Origin of the sequence: Pseudoalteromonas sp. M58 (assembly GCF_042604605.1) — a bacterium.
Taxonomy (GTDB): domain Bacteria; phylum Pseudomonadota; class Gammaproteobacteria; order Enterobacterales; family Alteromonadaceae; genus Pseudoalteromonas; species Pseudoalteromonas tetraodonis.
On sequence record NZ_CP152391.1, the window covers coordinates 435595 to 454906 of the forward strand.

At 39.1% G+C, this 19312-nt stretch carries 17 protein-coding genes; 10 read left to right on the forward strand and 7 right to left on the reverse strand.

Annotation, left to right across the window (positions count from 1 at the left end; translation table 11 throughout):
- Positions 1 to 35 precede the first annotated feature (35 nt).
- Positions 36 to 1076 (reverse strand): metal-dependent hydrolase, encoded by a 1041-nt coding sequence (locus AAGD16_RS17230; protein WP_377115389.1) that lies wholly within the window; start codon positions 1074 to 1076, stop codon positions 36 to 38.
- A gap of 113 nt (positions 1077 to 1189) precedes the next feature.
- Positions 1190 to 2077 (reverse strand): LysR family transcriptional regulator, encoded by an 888-nt coding sequence (locus AAGD16_RS17235; RefSeq protein WP_377115745.1) that lies wholly within the window; start codon positions 2075 to 2077, stop codon positions 1190 to 1192.
- A 115-nt stretch (positions 2078 to 2192) separates the two neighbouring features.
- Here AAGD16_RS17235 and AAGD16_RS17240 point away from each other — a divergent pair, with 115 nt between their 5' ends.
- From AAGD16_RS17240 to AAGD16_RS17265, 6 genes are all read left to right on the forward strand, one after another.
- Positions 2193 to 3365 (forward strand): MFS transporter, encoded by a 1173-nt coding sequence (locus tag AAGD16_RS17240; RefSeq protein ID WP_024600898.1) that lies wholly within the window; start codon positions 2193 to 2195, stop codon positions 3363 to 3365.
- Positions 3366 to 3512: 147 nt separating this feature from the next.
- A complete protein-coding gene (gene dkgB / locus AAGD16_RS17245; RefSeq protein ID WP_013463211.1) occupies positions 3513 to 4328 on the forward strand; it encodes a 2,5-didehydrogluconate reductase DkgB in 816 nt (271 codons plus the stop codon).
- Positions 4329 to 4394: 66 nt separating this feature from the next.
- Positions 4395 to 4682, forward strand: coding sequence for a putative quinol monooxygenase (locus AAGD16_RS17250; RefSeq protein WP_377115392.1), 288 nt, complete (start codon positions 4395 to 4397; stop codon positions 4680 to 4682).
- A 379-nt stretch (positions 4683 to 5061) separates the two neighbouring features.
- Positions 5062 to 5625 (forward strand): AbiJ-NTD4 domain-containing protein, encoded by a 564-nt coding sequence (locus AAGD16_RS17255; RefSeq protein WP_377115395.1) that lies wholly within the window; start codon positions 5062 to 5064, stop codon positions 5623 to 5625.
- Positions 5626 to 6249: 624 nt separating this feature from the next.
- Positions 6250 to 6801, forward strand: coding sequence for a hypothetical protein (locus AAGD16_RS17260; protein WP_377115398.1), 552 nt, complete (start codon positions 6250 to 6252; stop codon positions 6799 to 6801).
- Between the two features lie 92 nt (positions 6802 to 6893).
- Positions 6894 to 7208 carry a hypothetical protein gene (locus AAGD16_RS17265; RefSeq protein WP_377115401.1) on the forward strand — a complete coding sequence of 105 codons (315 nt, stop codon included), beginning with the start codon at positions 6894 to 6896 and terminating at the stop codon, positions 7206 to 7208.
- A gap of 137 nt (positions 7209 to 7345) precedes the next feature.
- Here AAGD16_RS17265 and AAGD16_RS17270 read toward each other — a convergent pair whose 3' ends face one another.
- Complete coding sequence (locus AAGD16_RS17270) at positions 7346 to 7999, reverse strand: DUF6058 family natural product biosynthesis protein (RefSeq protein WP_377115404.1); 654 nt, start codon at positions 7997 to 7999, stop codon at positions 7346 to 7348.
- Positions 8000 to 8170: 171 nt separating this feature from the next.
- Here AAGD16_RS17270 and dapA point away from each other — a divergent pair, with 171 nt between their 5' ends.
- Positions 8171 to 9088, forward strand: coding sequence for a 4-hydroxy-tetrahydrodipicolinate synthase (gene dapA, locus AAGD16_RS17275; RefSeq protein ID WP_377115407.1), 918 nt, complete (start codon positions 8171 to 8173; stop codon positions 9086 to 9088).
- Between the two features lie 72 nt (positions 9089 to 9160).
- On the opposite strand, the gene AAGD16_RS17280 is transcribed toward dapA, so the two are convergent.
- Both AAGD16_RS17280 and AAGD16_RS17285 read right to left on the reverse strand, forming a co-directional pair.
- On the reverse strand, positions 9161 to 10978 hold the full coding sequence (locus AAGD16_RS17280) for a DUF4105 domain-containing protein (RefSeq protein ID WP_377115410.1): 1818 nt from the start codon (positions 10976 to 10978) through the stop codon (positions 9161 to 9163).
- 39 nt (positions 10979 to 11017) lie between these two features.
- Positions 11018 to 11485 (reverse strand): DUF3015 family protein, encoded by a 468-nt coding sequence (locus tag AAGD16_RS17285; protein ID WP_008115277.1) that lies wholly within the window; start codon positions 11483 to 11485, stop codon positions 11018 to 11020.
- Positions 11486 to 11802: 317 nt separating this feature from the next.
- On the opposite strand from AAGD16_RS17285, the gene AAGD16_RS17290 reads away from it, so the two are divergent.
- Complete coding sequence (locus tag AAGD16_RS17290; RefSeq protein ID WP_377115413.1) at positions 11803 to 13104, forward strand: DEAD/DEAH box helicase; 1302 nt, start codon at positions 11803 to 11805, stop codon at positions 13102 to 13104.
- Between the two features lie 29 nt (positions 13105 to 13133).
- Here AAGD16_RS17290 and AAGD16_RS17295 read toward each other — a convergent pair whose 3' ends face one another.
- Together AAGD16_RS17295 and AAGD16_RS17300 are read right to left on the reverse strand one after the other, a co-directional pair.
- Positions 13134 to 14639: an amidase family protein gene (locus AAGD16_RS17295; protein WP_377115416.1), complete on the reverse strand. Its 1506-nt coding sequence runs from the start codon at positions 14637 to 14639 to the stop codon at positions 13134 to 13136.
- 92 nt (positions 14640 to 14731) lie between these two features.
- On the reverse strand, positions 14732 to 16339 hold the full coding sequence (locus tag AAGD16_RS17300; protein ID WP_377115419.1) for an NAD(P)/FAD-dependent oxidoreductase: 1608 nt from the start codon (positions 16337 to 16339) through the stop codon (positions 14732 to 14734).
- Positions 16340 to 16527: 188 nt separating this feature from the next.
- On the opposite strand from AAGD16_RS17300, the gene fdxA reads away from it, so the two are divergent.
- Both fdxA and AAGD16_RS17310 read left to right on the forward strand, forming a co-directional pair.
- Positions 16528 to 16851 (forward strand): ferredoxin FdxA, encoded by a 324-nt coding sequence (gene fdxA / locus AAGD16_RS17305; protein WP_008114035.1) that lies wholly within the window; start codon positions 16528 to 16530, stop codon positions 16849 to 16851.
- 142 nt (positions 16852 to 16993) lie between these two features.
- Entirely contained in the window at positions 16994 to 19240 is a 2247-nt protein-coding gene (locus AAGD16_RS17310) for a DUF5916 domain-containing protein (RefSeq protein WP_377115423.1), read from the forward strand.
- The last annotated feature ends 72 nt before the right edge of the window (positions 19241 to 19312 follow it).

The window sequence follows — 19312 nt, forward strand, 5'->3', positions numbered from 1 at the left end:
TGAGTTTACTCAAAAGATGGCAGTTATAGTTGGTATTATTGCTCTACACAATTATTTTTTGCTAATGGCGATGCCAATACGGTATCGGGGTGCCAAATTCTATCCCATATTTTAGGTAGGTTGTTTAAGTTGGGTCTTTGACTTATTTTTTCAAAATTACCGACACTGATTGCTGAGCCATCTTTCTTACCGACAATAAAATTAAACACATAAGCACACTCCATGCCCATGCGTAAATCAGAGAGAATAACTTTGTCTTGCTGCTCGCGAACGGAATAAAACCCTTTTGTAAACCACTGCAAGCGTTTAACACCCCATTCATTTTTAATCTCGTTTAGTAAAGAAGGGGTTGTTTGGTATGCATTTAAGGTAACCTCGTTGGGTGTATCAAACACCGATGCATAGCCTTCATAATATTTCCCATCCGACATCACAACCACCCGCCAAAGTAAAGTAGTAAACGGTGCTGGAGTGCTAATGTATTTATTGACAGTAATGTCTCTGTTTTGCAGCGCAGTGTTGACTTTATCGTCAATAACAACTTTAAGAATAAGCGAACAACATAAATAGAGAGTACTTACTGTGAGCGTAATTGCGTTAATTTTGTAGGCGGTTGGGGCGGTTATTTTTGGTATTAAAGTGCCTATAACCCCTACTAATAACGGTAACGTGTAGAGGGGATCAATAATAAACATATTTGAAATTGCAAACGGATGCTCTGTAAGTGGCCACATTAATTGCGTACCGTACACAGTAAGTGCATCCAATAGTGCATGGGTTGATAAACACAAAAACACTAACCAAAACCAACGTGTTTTATACGCTTGCATGCCAGTGTGTATTTTTAAAATTAGCCAAACAATCAAAGGGCTAATTAACAAGTGCACAAAAAATGAATGGCTAAAGCCACGGTGATAAGTAAATGCTTCAACACTGCCGCCATAGGGTAAAAACACATCTAAATCGGGTAAAGTGCCCAAAATAGCGCCCCATAACACCGCTTTGCGGCCCACTTTGTTACCTAATACTGCGTACCCTACAGCGCTACCTAACGCAACTTGTGTTAAAGAATCCATACTACCTCATCTAAATAATGCAACTGCAGTGTTTATACTCAGCTTAATCTTAAAACCGTCAATAATGTAAATTATTTCATTAAGTTGCTCTTTAAACTCAATTTAAAAGTGATTTATAAACTTAGTCGCGGTTGTATAAAATCTAAAAATGCAACGATACGGGAAGAAACCGCCCCATTTTTGTAATAAACGCCATAAATAGATTCTCGATTATTTGGGCTACTTACGCTGTGAGGTAAAACTTCTATTAATCGTTTTTTGGCTAAATCTTCTGCAATCATAAATTGTGAGAGAAGTGCTATGCCTTGATCAGCAATACATAAATGCCTAATGGTTTCGCCGCTGCTAGCCCTTAAATCAAAGTGCAGTGATAACTCATGTTTTAAGGGCCATTGATTAAGAGTATTGGGTTCACTGAAACCAATTAGGTTATGGTTTTTAAGATCTGAAACTTGCTGTAACGGTGGCGCATTTTTTAAATAATCAGTGCTTGCGACCAATTTTAATTTACTTTGGCCTAATTTTCTCGCATGCAGGTTTGAATCTTTTAAGTCTCCAATGCGAATAGCTAAATCTGTTTTGCGCTCAAGTAAATCAATAATATTGTCGTGTGAGGTAATATCGAGCGTGATTTGCGGGTATTGCTTTTTAAACTCATTAACTAGTGGCGCTAGTTGATGCAAAACAAAAGGGCTTGCTGCATCTATACGCAAGTGCCCGCTAGGTGCTTGCTTTAGTAGCTTTATTGTTTCTTCCCCTAAGAGCAGCGTGTTTAAAGCCTTTCGCGCATATTCTATGTATATATGCCCTTCCTCGGTCAGTTCTAAGCGCCGAGTTGTTCTGTTTAGTAATGTGCAGTTTAGCCTGCTTTCAAGACGAGATAGTGCTCTTGAAACTTTAGCTACATTTAAATCAAGTAAACTAGCCGCACCGGAAAAACTGCCACAATCAACAATGGTAATAAACATTTCTAGATCTTCAGTTTTAGCTTGAACAGGCATAAATTCACTCATTTATATTTGCAAAATAAACAAAAGTATTTTGCCATTTATGCCATTTATTGCAAAGGCATTTTTACTCACACTGTACATCTATTTTAAAAATGAGGATGTAACTATGCCATTGGCTTTATGGGCGCTTACCTTAAGCGCATTTGCAATTGGAACAACAGAGTTTGTTATAGTGGGTTTAGTGCCAACTATTGCAAACGATTTAGGCGTGAGCTTACCATCAGCAGGCTTACTAGTGAGCTTATATGCGGTTGGTGTAGCTATTGGCGCACCGGTTCTCACTGCATTAACGGGTCGCTGGAGCCGAAAAGTGGTACTTATAAGTCTTATGGGCTTATTTGTTATGGGTAACTTATTAGCTTGGCAAGCCCCTAGCTACGAAACGTTAATAATAGCACGCATTTTAACTGGACTTGCTCACGGTGTATTTTTCTCTATTGGCTCAATGATAGCGACAAGCTTAGTAAGTAAAGATAAAGAGGCTAGCGCCATTGCAATTATGTTTACCGGCCTTACGGTAGCGCTAGTAACGGGTGTGCCATTAGGTACTTGGATAGGGCAGCACTTTGGTTGGCGCGCTACATTTTTAGTGGTGTCATCACTTGGTATTATCGCTTTAATTGGAAGTGCTGTATTAGTACCTAAAAATTTAAAGCAATCAATACCGGCAACCTTTAAAGAGCAACTTCAAGTTGTTACTAAACCTAGATTACTGCTTGTGTATTTAATGACAATTTTAGGCTATGGCGGCACGTTTACTGCGTTTACTTACTTGGCCCCCATTTTAGAGCAGCAGACTGGATTTGCATCTTCAACAATTGGCATAATTATGCTGGTATATGGTGTCTCAGTGGCTGTTGGTAATATATGGGGTGGAAAATTAGCTGACAAGCGAGGCCCGATCAGTGCGCTGAGCATTATTTTTAGTGCACTTACTGTAATTCTACTGATATTTACTTTTACCATGGAGTCAAAGGTTGCTGCCGTATTAACCATATTAGTTTGGGGGGCATTTGCATTTGGTAATGTACCTGGTTTGCAGCTTTATGTTGTTAAGCAAGCTCAGCAACATACTCCTAACGCAGTCGATGTTGCATCTGGATTAAATATAGCAGCATTTAACATTGGCATAGCATTGGGTTCTATTACGGGGGGCCTTGTAGTAGAGCACATGGAACTAAAAGATACCGCATGGATTGGCGCCGTTGTTTCATTGCTGGCTTTAATAGTCACCCGGTACAGTGGCAGGCTAGATAAACAAAATGTTCAGGCTAAATAAAGCGAAACTTATGTAGGTTAGTCTTGAAATAAAAATGAATGACCTCAGTATTTTCATGAGGTCGAAATTTTAAATCAAAAAGTAATCGGTGTATTTAGTAAACACGACGTTTGAATTTTAAACCAATTATTTAATAAGGATAAAGCTATGACACAACGTGTAATTGAAATGCCAGACTTAGGTATGGGTACTTTTCGTTTAGAAGGTAAAACTGCTTATGAATCTGTAAAAATGGCGTTAGAAGTAGGATTTCGTCATATTGATACCGCGCAAATTTATGGCAACGAAGAGCAAGTTGGCCAAGCCATTAAAGACAGTAATATTCCCAGAGATGAGTTATTTATTACTACCAAAGTATGGAACAATAAACTCAATAAAAACGACTTTATCGCAAGTGTAGAAAAGTCATTAGAAAAGCTGCAAGTTGACTCGGTTGATTTATTGCTAGTTCACTGGCCTGCACCATCAAACAATGAGCCTATGAGCGAATACCTGACTGAGCTACTAAAAGCTAAAAAGTTAGGGTTAACCAAACATATAGGTGTATCAAACTTCACTATTGCGAACTTAAAAGAAGCGATGCAAACGTTAGACTCGCGTGAAATATTTACTAACCAAGTAGAAGTGCACCCCTATTTAACCAATACCAAACTGCGCGCCTTTTGTGCTCAACATGACATACATGTAACAGCCTATATGCCGTTTGTGGTTGGTAAAGTGTTAAACGATCAAACCATTATAGATATTGCTAATAAACACGATGCAACGCCAGCACAAGTGGTTATTGCATGGGAAAATGCCAACGGCATGACCACAATTCCATCATCGACCAAGCGTAAAAACTTAGAAGATAACTTTAACGACAAGGTAAAACTTGATGATGAAGATATAGCGCGAATTGATGGCCTTGATTGCAACGACCGCCAAGCAACGCCTGACTTTGCACCACAGTGGGATCAATAACCAAAAAGCCAGAACTAAAACAGGTGCAGTTGAGCTGCACCTTTATTTTTGAAACAAGGAACACCCATGTTAACGGTAATTGCTACACTATCGAGTGAAAATAGCGATGCAGAGCGTCTATTAACCGAGCTCGAAAACTTACAACAGTCCTCGCGCCAAGAAGTAGGCTGCCTGCGTTACGAGCTATCAATTAAAAGTGAGGCTGAGCAAACCACCTATTTAGTGAGTGAGCAATGGGCGTCTAATGAGCACTTTGAAGCCCATAAAAACGCACCCCACTTTAAAGCCTTTGGTGATGCAGTAGGCGAACTTATTACCTCTACCAATATTGATGTGTATAAAACCATTGGTTAACTGTCACTAGGCTAATAGCAAAGCAGGAGCTGTAACTTACAGCTCTTTTTTTGAAATATCATCTCCAAATACCGCTCAAATATCATCCTTTTCAGCTACCTCTTAAACCCAAAGCTGTTTCAGAATAAAAACGATTTCATAATAGCCATTTTTAATAGGACAATAGTTTTTGCATCGTTAGAACTGGCTTGCCTGATGTTACTGAACACACGCTTTTTGTGTAATTTTGCATAGTCATAAACAGGTTCGAAGCTAACTAATTGTTTACAAAATTTTTTTGATGGTTAATATAAATACAAAGAAATATAGGGACATTTGATGGGTTATGATACGACAGATGTTGTAGATTAAATTGTTAACTTCATACAGGGATAGATAAATGCTCTTTTCTCAACGAAAAGGATTAACACCAGTAAAGGACGTTATTCAAAAAGAATGTATGGATGATGACCTTAGATTTGGGTTATGGAACGCCCTCCATACTTGTTTGTGGGAGAATAATAATCATCTTTCATATAACCAGAGCTTCCAGACTTCTAAACTTTATTTACTCTTTCAATTGTATTGGCATAGCCTGTTTAAATTCCCTATTGACAATTTGCCTGGGTATTTTGAGAATGCATTAAAGCTTATTAGGAAACATTTTTTTGAGTGTGAATGGTATGAAGCATACGACTTTATCGAATTTACAGCACAAAATTGCCCAGATGAGTTATCTAAACAGTTTGTACCTTTTTGCAATCAGATATTAGAAATAGAAAATTCTGCATATAGGTTCGTAGATAAAAAATTAACTGATTTAACAAGTGAAGAAGAAATTGAATCAATTGAGGCCGCAATTAAGAATACATCAAAATACTCTGGTGTAAGTCAACATTTGAAAACCGCGCTTAAATTTTTAACTGACAGAAAGTCTCCTGATTACAGAAACTCAGTTAAATAATCTATCAGCGCCGTTGAGTCGTTAAGTAAAATTGTCTCAGACAACCCTAAAGCAACTTTAGGCTCAGCGCTTAATGTTATTGAGAAAACTCATAAACTTCATTCTGCTTTCAAGAAAGCATTATCTAATCTTTATGGGTTTACAAATGACGAAGGTGGAATACGCCATGCGTTACTAGAGGAAGACAATATCACTTATACTGACGCAAAATTTATGCTTGTTTCTTGTAGTGCATTTATAAATTACATTCTTGGTAAAATAAGTGAGTAAAACTAATGAGGCAGGACAGCTTAATCCACAAGTTGTTTAAAGCGATAAACATTTCACCCAAGTGATGGAGTTACGCGTAATATGAAACAGAACCCATTTTCTTTTTATGACTTTTTAGGGTATATGATTCCAGGTGCTGTATTTTTGTACCTAGTTGCATTAATTTTTGGGGCAAAAGAGATCTTTATTGTTTTTAGCATTGAAAATTCAGCAAATGCGAACCAATTAATTAGCTTCATTCCCGCTGTTATTTGTGCTTATCTACTTTGACATGTCTTAGCAATTGGTTCATCTGCTGTTATTGAAGCGTTCACAAATATATCTAATGGCTATCCTTCTCAGTTTCTCTTTAATGTGAAAGCTAAGTCATATTGGAGTGGGAAGAAAAAAAGAGATAATTTTGGGCGACTTATTTTATGGCTAATTATTTTTCCTATTTCTTTCCCTAAACTTATTCTCAAAAGCTGGCTTAATATCTCTATGTTCAATCAGGCTAAGCCTCTTCCAGAACATTTAGGAAAAGATGTGTTTAATAAATGTATTTCTGTGTTGGAAACGCATATAGAAGTAAACGAAAATAAGTTCGATCTTAAACGTGGAATTGACGGAGATTATCTAAGATTGTTATATCACTTTGTCTTTGAAAATTCTGAACACCATGCAAGTAAATTACAAAATTATGTAGCTTTGTATGGTTTAACACGAAATGTATCATTTGTGTTTATATTGATTTTTTGGGCAAGCGCTGTTTCAATGTTCACAGGGCGCATTGGTTTTAACCCCATGTTACTAATTGCTTTATCATTATTATCTTATGCATTCTATATTGGTTTCATTAAGTTTTATCGCAGGTATAGCTTAGAGGCAATAATGGCAATTAGTGTGTTTAAAAAAACAGATGACTAACAAGCCAATAAGATGAAATAAAAATTGTTTTCTCTGTTTAGCTTTACTCAATACTCTAGCGTTCTAATTGAGCGCGATCAGCTCGGTGAAAAATGGTAATTATCTCGAGATTTCTAAATAAGACTGAAAAAGTAGAGTATTATTTTGCAATTATGCCAGAAGATATGGAGCGTCAGTTTATTTTAGGTGCGCAAAGTGTTGATCCTAAACTTCCTTCAATTGCTCAGTGGGGGGCATCTTCAAGATTTGGACTTGATAGTCTTGATACCATTGAAGGAAAGTTATGGAAAGATTGGCGCTTTTCTTTAGAAATGCTTGGTGTCTCATGGGTAATACCAATTATTGAAGAGTCAGTAATAAAAGATGATGTATCTCATGCGGTTAATGAAATCATATCTAAATCGTAAATCTGCAATTAACAAGGCGTAGTTGTCGGACTGTTTGACTCGTTGCACTAAAAATAAGCCGCAAAGCACAGTGTTGGCATTGTTTAATAAAACCAACAATCCATACATAGCTAAACTCCTCAGCCAAACACGACCCTTTATTTAATCGATAAATCGTATTTTAAAATAAGGGCATCAATATAGCGGCTACGTAATGTGAGTTGCTTTTCGTGATCGGCGCCATGGCTAAGGGCTTTATTTAGAAGCTTCATGGCAGGGTGAATGCGGGTGCGCTCATCCTTATCTAAACTGGCTTTGCTGCGCAGCTCGGTTATATCGTCTACTAATAATCTGCCAATATCCACAGCCACAATTTCATCAATTAAGCCGTTTTGGGTGAGCACCCCATATTTACTGCATAAAAATTGTTGCCATACTTGCTGTAAATGTTCTTCTATTTCACAGCCAAACAATTCTTCGTTAAATATAAAGCCTTGCTGTGCAAGCTTTGCTAAACATTGGGTATAGTTTTGGGCAAACAAATTAAACGCCTGGTTAGATGACTCAATTTTTTGCTTAACTAATCCTTGCCCCCAATTTACACAACCACGGGGATAGTAATCGTCGTATTCTTCACATTCATATAACCCTGAATAAGAGCTGCAGCTCATTTGATTTTTAATGCAATAACTGGGTTTAGGGAAAATGCTCTGTGCTTGCCAATTTTCAAGAGTTTCAGTGTCTATGTTTAGTGCTTGGCATAACTCATCAGTGTGATAAAAGTGAGTGCTTAAATAGTCAGATAAACGCATAGTGGCTCGCTTAATAGTAAAAAATAAAATACTGTTTATTTATACAGTTATTTATTTTGTATCATCAAACTCAATAACACAAGCCATTTTATAATTAAATACTGGCTATCACTGCAAATAGCGCGGTAAATATGGTACAAATAGGGCAAGTATTAATAACAATGATTTTTTATGCGCACCCTAGAACAAATTAAACAAGCAAGCCTTATTACTGCAATTAAAACACCTTACTTAGCCAATGGTGAGATCGATCTTGCAAAGTATGATGAACTCGTTGAAATACAAATTGCAGCGGGTGTTGACGGCATAGTTGTTGGTGGCACCACCGGTGAAGGCCAGTTAATGAACTGGGAAGAGCACTTAATGCTAATTGCGCACAGTGCCAATAAATTTGGTGAGCAATTACTGATTGTAGGTAACACCGGCAGTAATAATACGCGCGAAGCAATTAAAGCAACAAAATATGGTTTTGCCAGCGGCATGCATGCCTCATTACAAATTAATCCTTACTACGGGCGCACATCAATTGCCGGTGTTAAAGAGCACTTTAAACGTGTGCTTGATATTGGTCCGGCGTTTATTTACAACGTAGCAGGGCGCACAGGTCAAGACCTCACCCCTGATATTATTGAACCACTGGCCCAGCATGAGCACTTTATTGGTGTTAAAGAATGTGGTGGCAATGAGCGTATAGCGCACTATGAACGACTGGGGATTGCGTGTTGGTCTGGTAATGATGACGAAGCACACGATGCACGCCATACTCATAAAGCACATGGCGTTATTTCAGTTACGTCTAACCTGATCCCGGGTTTGTTCCGTCAATTAATGGATAGCAAAAATAATGCGCTAAATAATTCATTACAACCATTAATGAACTGGCTGTTTTGCGAGCCAAACCCAATTGCCATTAACACCGCGATGATCATGACAGGCGCGGTTAACCCAGTGTTTAGAATGCCTTATGTGCCGCTTAGCGATGAGCAACAGCAACAAGGTGAAACCCTAATTAATCAGCTTAATGAGCAAGATTTTGTCGGTAGTCGAGCGCAGTGTGTGGATATTAGTAAGGTTTTGATTTTATCTTAAACTGTTAGACTATTTATTAAATACTAAATTTTCAAAGCAGCCTACTGTAAACACAGAGGCTGCTTTTTTATATCACTGCCAATAGTAGTTGAGTTTAAGCTGCCACATAGCTGAATTAGCGTGAGTGACCGCTAATCTAATATCAATATCTTGGCTTAAAGGCACTGCCATTTCTAGTTTGGTTTGCGCAGGGTTTTTGGCATTTAAGAATGACTTTTCGTAGGATGCTTTAAGTTTAATACCTGAGTCAGTACCAGTAATAATCCCCACTTCTACCGACGAATCATAAAAGTGGCTGTTTTTAGCTAAATCACCTAAATAACCATTAATTAAGCTATAGGCTAAGGTGTTGTTGCTAAATTGCCAAGCTTGTCCGGCTCCCCCCATAACAAAGCTGTGTTTACAGGTTCTGCACAGTGCTGGTTGTCTGTCGAATCCAACATTAATTTTCCACGACCACTTAGATTCATTAGCCCAAGATAATTGGTTTGGATTGAATGACTCCAAATCTAATAAATGAACTTTGTTTATGTAAGTTTCGCCATCAGTAAACATCAGCTCGGTATCTAACATTTCTAAATTAGAAAATGGAATGCGGGCAATATCAGAGGCAAGGGTATCAAAATAACTCAACCTAAAACCCAAAGTGTACTGTGTTTGCTCAGCCGTGTGCACCGCAGAAACTGAGCTATTAGAGGGCTTTTGCCCTTTATGTGGTGGCTGTTGGGTAAATTGAAATTTTACTTTGTTTTCGCCCATTGGCAGCTTTAAGCGCGCTTTAATAAGTGCATTTTTTAACTCACTTATTTTTACTGGGGTTTGCTTTTGAATTTGTTTTACTTGTACGAGTTCAAATAAAGCCCCAATAATGGCTTTTTGAGACTGTACTGGCAAAGCTAAAAAAGATTTGCTTTTAAGTACTGCTGATTCAGCAAAGATTTGTTTAGCAAAGCTGAGCTCTTTTTCACTTAAAGATTGAACGTGCTTGGCAAATACAGTGTCGCGCGAGGGGGTAAATGTGATATTTTTAACCGCCGATTGGCCTTGGTAAGTGGCCGTGTTTAATCTTGAAAAAATAGTGGCTGGTATTACCCAAGGAGCGCCTTCGCTGGTTAGTTGATCGCCAATAACAAGTTCAATAATTTGCGCAAGATGAAATGCACAGTTTTCATCGGCAAAGTAATAATCAAATTCAGTGCCTAAAATTTCCCATAAGTGATTAGCAATAAAAACCACATCGCGCTCGTTTAGATTGAGGGTATATTCCCATAAATCTCTTAATTCTATTTCACCATAGTTGTGCTGGTGGCGATAAAACAATTGATCTGAAAAACCGGCTTTATAACCACCAAACAAGCCCTTGATAATATACACCAAGCCGTTTTCATTATCTGGAACGTGTGCGCCATAGTTAATACTGTAATCTAATAATTTGTTTTTTGATTCGGTCGAGCGATTAAGTTTAAGTAATAAATGACCATATAACGATGCGGGATTACTCATATAACCAGATGCAAATACTAAACTAACAGAGTGAATTGCTTGTTGCTCTCGCCATTGCTTTAATTTTGGGCACTCTGCAGCTGGCATTGAAAAGGTTAAACCTTGCTCTTTGAGCCATTGGTAACGAGCAGGGTAGCGACATGGCATTGAGGGCAGGTTATTAAAAGCATGGATTGTTGCTTTTAATTCGGCAGCCGGATCAGTACGTCCGTTATCTGCAATAAAAAATGATGCGTTAGTAATATAACTGATGGTAGCTGGTTGGTTTTTGTAATGCCCTAATTTCAACCATATTGGGTGTTTGGCTAAAACAGAGATAGATTTCGTGGCAGAGCTTGAGAAAGAGATGAATAAAAAAGCACTAATTAAATAAAATAGAGGTTTCATTGTTTAACCAAAAAAAAGGGCTGTTAAGCCCTTTAATTATTAGATTGCAGCGCATTGAGATGAAAAGTTAGTTGTAATTTTACCTTCAACTAATTCATAAAATGCTTGTGCATTGTCTATTGGCGCGTTTGCGTAATCGTTACGTACCGAAGTGATAATTTGTTGATGTGCAGTTACATCACAACCACGTACGTTAAGCATTGCAGCGATATACTCGCCTTCACCCTGTGCTATTTCTTGTTCTAATACAGGAAAAGTTTGTTGAATAAACTGCGCTGTTTTTACGTTAGCGCCTTCACAACTTTCTACTGAAGAGATGTTAGAAGACACTGCAGTTGTGCCTAAATCCCAAATAATATTAGAAATTGCTGCAGCAACGCCATTATCTGGGAAAACCATCGCGCCAATACCACATTGTTGCCATGGGTTGATGCCACTTTTTGCTTGTGACGGCATTGAAACAAACGCGCTTACTAATACCGCAGCAGTTAAACATCTTTTTATCATTATTAATTTCCTTTAATTTATATTCACCCAACAAAATGGGCGGGAAAGTGTACCTGCTTTTTTTATTTAAATGCAAATGGTTATGTAACACAATGTAAAAGAACGGTGTAAAGTTTATAAAATCGCAATAAAGAAGTGAATAAGCGAGGATTAATATTGCGAGTTAAAATCATTTAGCTAACTCAAACAGCGTCTAATAATAGCTAATTACCCCGCATTTTATAAATTAGTGGTTTCTGGTGTTTAAAACTAACTGTTTAAGCGATTTTACTGTATAATTTGCGACCCTTGATAATGTGGCCGCAGGTTATACAGCAATGAATTTTAAATCTTTTAGTTTTGCCCCTGAACTTATTCAGGCGTTAGACGAACTTAATTACCACACCCTTACGCCCATTCAGCGCGCAGCTATTCCGGCTGTTCGTAAAGGTAAAGACGTTTTAGCGAGTGCTCAAACCGGCACAGGTAAAACCGCTGCCTTTGCACTCCCTATTATCCAAAAGTTATTTGAGTCAGATAGCAGTACTACGAATGCGCCAAGCGCCTTAGTCCTTGCACCTACGCGTGAGCTTGCAGAGCAAATAGCGAATAACTTTAAAGACTTTGCTAAGTACACTTCGCTAAAAGTAGTGAGTTTATTTGGTGGTGTTAATACTGCAGGACAAGAAATTGCACTCAAAGAAGGTGTTGATGTTGTAGTAGCAACACCAGGGCGTTTACTTGATCATATTCGTATAGGTAACTTAAGCCTTGCCCAAGTAAAACACTTAGTACTTGATGAAGCTGACCGTATGCTCGATATGGGCTTTATTAATGACATGCAAAGCGTGATAAAAAGCTGTGCTGATGAGCGTCAAATCTTATTGTTTTCAGCAACTTTCCCAGCAGCAATTAAACAATTTGCCTCTAAAGTGCTAAAGCAACCTGAAATTGTGCGTGTTGATCAAACTAACAGCACCGCAAGCACAGTACAACACGTGGTTTACCCAGTAGAAGAGCGCCGTAAGCAAGAGTTGCTTTCTGAGCTGATTGGTAAGAAAAACTGGCAGCAAGTGCTGGTATTTGTAAACATGAAAGAAACCGCAGATGAGCTAGTCACTGAACTTAACCTAGACGGTATCCCAGCGGCAGTGTGTCATGGTGATAAATCGCAGGGTAACCGTCGTCGTGCGTTACGTGAATTCAAAGAAGGCAAAGTACGCGTTCTAGTTGCAACAGAAGTTGCAGCACGTGGTATTGATATTGACGGTTTACCGCGCGTTATTAATATTGATTTACCTTGGCTTGCTGAAGATTACGTACACCGCATTGGCCGTACAGGCCGTGCTGGTAACCAAGGACAAGCAATTTCGTTTGTTAGCCGCGAAGAAGAAAACATGTTGTTTGAAATTGAAACCTTAATTGGTCAAAAAATTAAACGTGTTTACTTAGAAGGTTACGAAGTAAGTAATCGTGAAGTACTGATTGATAAAATTGGTAAAAAGCCAGCGCATTTACGCCGCACCCGTGCTAATAAGCCATCAGGCCAAGCTACCGGTGAAGCGAGAGCGAAGAACCGTTCGCGTATTTCTAATGTACGTAAAAGCTTAAAAGGCGAAAAGCTATCACTTAAAAAGTAAGATAGCTAAGCCATTAAAAAAACCTGAGTTTACTCAGGTTTTTTTATGCCTAATACATTATCGATAATAGCAGCGTACGCATAAGCAGCCGCTTCAGCATTTTGATTAGCAATAACCGACAACCCAACCGGTAAGTGGCTTACTTTACCTACTGGCAAAGTGATATGGGTTGTTCCTGCAATGGCAGGCAATGAACTACTACTGCCTTTAAAGTTATCGCCGTTAATTAAATCGGTTTTCCAGGCGGGCGAAACGGTGGGTGCAATCACAATATCTAGCTTATTATTGCGGTATAAATTGCTAATAGCGCGGTTTGCTAGTGCGCGATAACGCGCCTTGGTTTTTTGATATTGTTGTTTTTTACTCAAATCGACCGCGTTAGCTTGTAATAAAATATCTTGTTCAAAGTAGGGCATTTCTTGCTGTTTATTTGCGGTATTGAATGCGATTAAATCGTCTAAGCTTTTTACCGTTACTTGCGTTGGTGTTTGGCTTAAATAGTGATTAATTTCGGCTTTAAAGTCGTAAAGCAAGATGGCGTATTCATCAACGTAAAGTGTGCTTAAATCATCTTTTACTTCAACATTGACAACGGTATGACCTGCGTCTTTTAATGCTTGTAGCTGTTTAGCGTAAAGTTTTTGTGTTTCCACAGTAAACTTACTGGCAGGTAAAGCGCCTATTTTCAGTGACGGCTTAGGCACTATACTATCAAGCTTTCTATTTACGTTGAGTGTTGATACATCATTAGGGTCTTCCCCTTGAATGACGGACAATACCGCGAGTGCATCTATTAAAGAATGTGCCATGGGGCCTACCGAATCTTGGCTACTAGAAAGTGGCACCACGCCTGCGCGCGAAACTTGTCCCATACTGGGTTTTATGGCGTACACCCCATTAACAGATGCAGGGCAGGTAATTGAGCCGTCGGTTTCAGTGCCCAGCGCAATAGGTGCAAAATTTAAAGCAACCGCGACAGCAGAGCCTGAACTTGAGCCACACGGATTACGAGTTACATCATGGGCGTTATGGGTTTGTCTGCCAATGGCACTCCAGCCAGATGACGAATACGATGAGCGAAAATTAGCCCATTCACTTAAGTTCGCTTTGCCTAAAATAATCGCCCCTGCTTGGCGTAATTGTTTAACCACAAAGGCATCTTTATTGGTAATGTTATTTTTAAGTGCTAATGAGCCCGCTGTAGTGGGTAATGTACCTGTTGTTTCAATGTTATCTTTTAGTAATACCGCAATACCATGTAAAGGGCCTGCCCATTTTCCGGCTTTAAACAGTGCATCGAGTTGTTTGGCTTGTTCAATTGCAGTGGGCTCAATACTAATTACTGCATTATATTTAGGATTGAGCGCGTTTATTCTGTCGATATAAGTGCGGGTAAGCTGCTCAGCCGTGGTGGTATTATTTTTATAGGCGCTGTGAATGTCACTAATGGTTTTAAGCTCTGTATTGTTAGCCGCTGCGTGTAAGTTAGTTATTGTACAAACACATAAGGTTAAAAGTAGCCGTTTTATACTCATTGTTATTATCTATTTTATGGAAACACAGGTTATTTTTAGCACAAAAAAACCTCACATTGTGAGGTTTTTCGATAAAGGTCGATTAAATCGAGTTAGGCGTTTTCTAGCATCGATAACGCAACCGCCTCTGCGGCTTTAATACCATCAATACCCGCTGATAAAATACCACCCGCATAACCCGCGCCTTCACCTGCAGGGTAAAGCCCTTTAGTATTAATACTTTGGAAGGTTTTATCGCGCTTGATACTTATTGGTGATGAAGTACGCGTTTCTACCCCAGTGAGCAAGCCATCATTAGTTGAAAAACCACGAATTTGCTTGTTAAAGGCTGGAATTGCTTCACGCAAGGCTTCAATCGCAAAAGGAGGTAATACGTTGCTTAAATCAGTCAGTTTTATACCTGGCGTATACGAAGGCTGTACATCCCCTAAATTAGCAGACGATTTACCTTTTAAAAAGTCACCAATCAGCTGTGCTGGGGCATCATAATTTTTACCACCAAGTTCATAGGCTTGCTCTTCTAGTTTACGCTGTAAATCAATGCCGGCTAGGGGATGTCCAGGGAAGTCTTTTTCTGGCGAAATACCCACTACAATAGCGCTGTTAGCATTACGTTCACTACGTGAATATTGGCTCATGCCATTGGTGACGACTCGGCCTTCTTCAGATGTTGCGGCAACTACTGTGCCGCCAGGGCACATACAAAAGCTATATACAGTACGGCCGTTATTACAATGGTGTACTAATTTGTAATCTGCAGAGCCTAAAATAGGGTTACCCGCATTATCGCCAAAGCGGCATTCATCAATCATTGATTGCTTATGTTCTATTCTAAAGCCCACTGAAAAGGGTTTAGCTTCAACATAAATGCCTTTATCGTGGATCATTTTAAACGTATCGCGAGCACTGTGGCCAACCGCTAATATCACATGGCGAGTTTCAAGCTTTTCACCATTAGAAAGTGTCAGCCCAGTCACTTGGCCGTTGTCTAAATGGATATCGTCAACGCGGGTGCTAAAACGAATCTCACCACCAAGTTCTATAATTCGGGCGCGCATTTTTTCAATCATGGTTACTAGTTTAAAAGTACCAATGTGCGGCTTACTAACGTATAAAATTTCTTCAGGAGCACCAGCCTCTACAAATTCAGTGATCACTTTACGGCCATAATGTTTAGGATCTTTTACTTGGCTGTAGAGCTTACCGTCTGAGAACGTGCCTGCGCCACCTTCACCAAACTGTACGTTTGATTCTGTATTAAGGGCCTTTTTACGCCAAAAGCCAAAGGTGTCTTTGGTGCGCTCACGCACTTCTTTACCGCGCTCTAAAATAATTGGGTTAAAGCCCATTTGTGCCAACACTAAACCGGCAAATAAGCCACAAGGGCCAAAGCCAATTACCACAGGGCGTTCTTTAATACTGCTATTGGCTTGCGCTACAAATTTGTAGTTGGTGTCAGGGGAGACTTTAACGTGTTGGTCTTTTTCAAACGAGGTTAACAGTTGTGCTTCGTTATCCACTTCAACATCAAGCGTGTAAATCAGTAAAATGGCGCTTTTTTTACGTGCATCGTAACCGCGTTTAAACACATTGTAGCTGTGTAGCTGCTCTGGGCTTATATTTAATTTATTGATGATGGCTTGACCAATGGCATTTTCGTCATGGTCAAGCGGCAGCTTTATTTCGGTTAAACGTATCATTAATATCTCTTTAGGTGTCATAGCGGAGATTAAATTCCGCTCACAATAAGGGGTGTGCACAAAGCGCTGATTTATAAGCGCCATATGTTACGTTAAATTGCCCACTTTTGGCACTTATTTATTGTGTTTTGGTAAGGGTTGGGTATGATCCGCAACTGTTATTGTGAAACATTAGGTATTAAACCATTATGGCGTTTGTAGTCACCGAAAACTGTATAAAATGTAAGTACACTGATTGCGTATCAGTATGCCCTGCAGATGCATTTTTTGAAGGGCCTAATTTTTTGGCTATTAGCCCTATTGACTGTATTGACTGTGGTTTATGCGTACCTGAGTGTGCCGCTGATGCTATTTTTCAAGAAGATGAATTACCTGAATCGCAAAAAGAGTTTACCCAATTAAATGCGGAGCTAGCAGAAATATGGCCACGTATAACGCAAGTCAAACCTGCACCTGAAGATGCCGATAGCTGGAATGGTGTAGCTAATAAATTAAAACTTCTCGACACATAACCACTTGCTAAAACTTATTATTAGTTTTTTTGTTAATTTTATTGCAAATAATAGCGCGCAACTATTAACAAATGTACCTGTATAATTTACACTCCTGAGCAAAGTTTACTTTTAACAAGTAAATAAACCTAAATGGATGTTTATGCAGTACTTTATACCTATAAAAATAACAACATTGCTGTTTTTTATCAGCTTCAGCCTCGGTTTAACTCTCAGCCCTAATGCACTTGCCGATAAGCTTAATTATCAACTCGCGCACATTAATAAAAATATTGATGTAGATGGCGTGCTTAACGAGCCACATTGGCAACAAGCAACACATGTTGCGGTAAATTATCAAGATGAGCCGAATGAAAAAGGCACACCGCCAGTAAAAACAGATGCATACCTTTATGACGATGGCCATAATTTATATGTGGCGTTTGTAGCTTACGACCCCGATCCGAGTAAAATTCGCGCGGCGCTTCGTGACAGAGATACCCTCTGGCAAGATGATACTGTCGGTTTGGTGATTGATACCTTTAACGATGAACGTACAGGCTATGAGTTTTATGTAAACCCACTGGGCGCTCAAGGTGACCTTCGCATGACGGATACCGATGAATGGGTGTCAGACTTATCGTGGGATGCCATTTGGGACAGTGCCGGTACCATAAACGAGCAAGGTTACGTGGTTGAAATGCGTATTCCGTTTAAAGCGCTGCGATTTGCGCAAAATAAAGATCAATCTACCTGGGGTTTTGCTGTAATGCGAAACTATCAGCGTGATGTGTTGTATCAATTATCAAGCACAGGCTTTGACCGTGATATTAAATGTAGTTTATGTCAGTTTGATAAAATAAGCGGATTTAATAATTTAGCACCGAGTAAAAACCTGCAATTAACGCCAACATTAACCGCACTGAGAAACGATCAAAAAACACAAGTACCTGGTGCGTGGGATAATGGCGATGTAGACACTGAGGTAGGGCTTGATCTTCGTTGGGGGGTTACCAAAGATGCGGTAATTAATGCCACAATAAACCCAGACTTTTCTCAGGTAGAAACCGATTCGTTAGAACTGGATGTAAACACCACATATTCTATTTATTACGCAGAAAAACGCCCGTTTTTCTTAGATGGCGCATCTTACTTTAAAAGTAACTTATTTGAACTCCTTTACACCCGTACCATAGCTGAGCCAAATATTGGCGCCAAGCTCACTGGTAAAACCGACAGCCACAGTTATGCGCTAATGTTTGCAGATGACGATAACAGTAATATTTTGTTGCCAAGTAACCAAGGCTCGGGCTTTGCCAACTTAAATGATAAAACCAAAGCGGCGGTGGCACGTTATCAATATGATATTGGCCAACAAGGTACTATTGGTGTCACTTCTACACATCGCGAAAGTAGCGACTACCATAATACGGTGCTATCGGTTGATGGCAGCTATTGGTTTAACCAGTCAGATACGCTTAATTATCAAATCGCGAATGCTGATACCAATAACTCGCCGTTTTTAGTTGATAACTACAATTTAGCAGACTCTCAGTCGGATATGGCGTATGCATTAAAGCTGACACGCGATAAGCGTGATTATAAGCTCTACGCGACCTATGACAATATTGGTGAGGATTACCGGACCGATTTAGGTTATCAAGAAAAGGTAGACTATGAAAAAGTAGGCTTTGGTGGCGGACAAACTTGGTATGGTGATGAACATGACATGCTAACAACCTGGTCATACACCGCCGATTGGGATAAAACCTGGGCGCAAAATGGCGAGTTACTTGAAGAAGAATACGAAGGTTACATGACCTTTCAAGGTCAAAAGCAGTCTGTATTTGAGCTGGGTTTGTTAAATCGCTATGAAAATTATAACGGCAAGTTTTATAACCAAAATATTGGTTATTTTTATACGGCTTTTAGACCGTCAAAAGATCTGAGATTATCGTTATATGCCGAATATGCAAGCCGTATAGATTACACTAATGAGCAGCTAGGCGATGTGTTAACCACACAATCGCAGGCTGTTTGGGATATTAATAACCATTGGCAGGTCGATGTTAGGCATAATTATAGCCATTTAGATGATTACCAAGGGCGACGTGTTTTTACCGCAAACCTTATTGATTTTAGGCTTTATTATAAGTTTAGTATGCGCGCTATGCTTAAGCTGATTTTACAGTTTGAAGATATAGACAGAAATGAGGATGCTTACTTTTATCAGGTTAGCGAAATCAACAAAGATTACGGTAGTCAGCTGGTGTACTCATACAAAATTAACGCACAAACGCTATTTTATTTAGGGTATTCAGATAAAGGTTATCAGGATGACTCGTTAAAAAGCATTGAGCGAGACCAACGTACTTTCTTTACTAAAGTCAGTTATGCGTGGCAGTTATAACGCTATAAATAATATAAAAGTAAGATTTTGCTAGGCAATAAAAAAACACGCTAACCAGTAGCGTGTTTTTTG

Excerpts from the sequence above, each read along its gene's own strand:
- AAGD16_RS17255 (WP_377115395.1), top strand. The coding sequence starts at position 5,062 with ATGCTCTTTTCTCAACGAAAAGGATTAACACCAGTAAAGGACGTTATT.
- AAGD16_RS17300 (WP_377115419.1), bottom strand. The coding sequence starts at position 16,339 with ATGATACGTTTAACCGAAATAAAGCTGCCGCTTGACCATGACGAAAAT.
- dkgB (WP_013463211.1), top strand. The coding sequence starts at position 3,513 with ATGACACAACGTGTAATTGAAATGCCAGACTTAGGTATGGGTACTTTT.
- dapA (WP_377115407.1), top strand. The coding sequence starts at position 8,171 with ATGCGCACCCTAGAACAAATTAAACAAGCAAGCCTTATTACTGCAATT.
- AAGD16_RS17235 (WP_377115745.1), bottom strand. The coding sequence starts at position 2,077 with ATGCCTGTTCAAGCTAAAACTGAAGATCTAGAAATGTTTATTACCATT.
- AAGD16_RS17285 (WP_008115277.1), bottom strand. The coding sequence starts at position 11,485 with ATGATAAAAAGATGTTTAACTGCTGCGGTATTAGTAAGCGCGTTTGTT.
- fdxA (WP_008114035.1), top strand. The coding sequence starts at position 16,528 with ATGGCGTTTGTAGTCACCGAAAACTGTATAAAATGTAAGTACACTGAT.
- AAGD16_RS17265 (WP_377115401.1), top strand. The coding sequence starts at position 6,894 with ATGGTAATTATCTCGAGATTTCTAAATAAGACTGAAAAAGTAGAGTAT.
- AAGD16_RS17240 (WP_024600898.1), top strand. The coding sequence starts at position 2,193 with ATGCCATTGGCTTTATGGGCGCTTACCTTAAGCGCATTTGCAATTGGA.
- AAGD16_RS17290 (WP_377115413.1), top strand. The coding sequence starts at position 11,803 with ATGAATTTTAAATCTTTTAGTTTTGCCCCTGAACTTATTCAGGCGTTA.
- AAGD16_RS17295 (WP_377115416.1), bottom strand. The coding sequence starts at position 14,639 with ATGAGTATAAAACGGCTACTTTTAACCTTATGTGTTTGTACAATAACT.
- AAGD16_RS17280 (WP_377115410.1), bottom strand. The coding sequence starts at position 10,978 with ATGAAACCTCTATTTTATTTAATTAGTGCTTTTTTATTCATCTCTTTC.
- AAGD16_RS17230 (WP_377115389.1), bottom strand. The coding sequence starts at position 1,076 with ATGGATTCTTTAACACAAGTTGCGTTAGGTAGCGCTGTAGGGTACGCA.
- AAGD16_RS17270 (WP_377115404.1), bottom strand. The coding sequence starts at position 7,999 with ATGCGTTTATCTGACTATTTAAGCACTCACTTTTATCACACTGATGAG.
- AAGD16_RS17250 (WP_377115392.1), top strand. The coding sequence starts at position 4,395 with ATGTTAACGGTAATTGCTACACTATCGAGTGAAAATAGCGATGCAGAG.
- AAGD16_RS17310 (WP_377115423.1), top strand. The coding sequence starts at position 16,994 with ATGCAGTACTTTATACCTATAAAAATAACAACATTGCTGTTTTTTATC.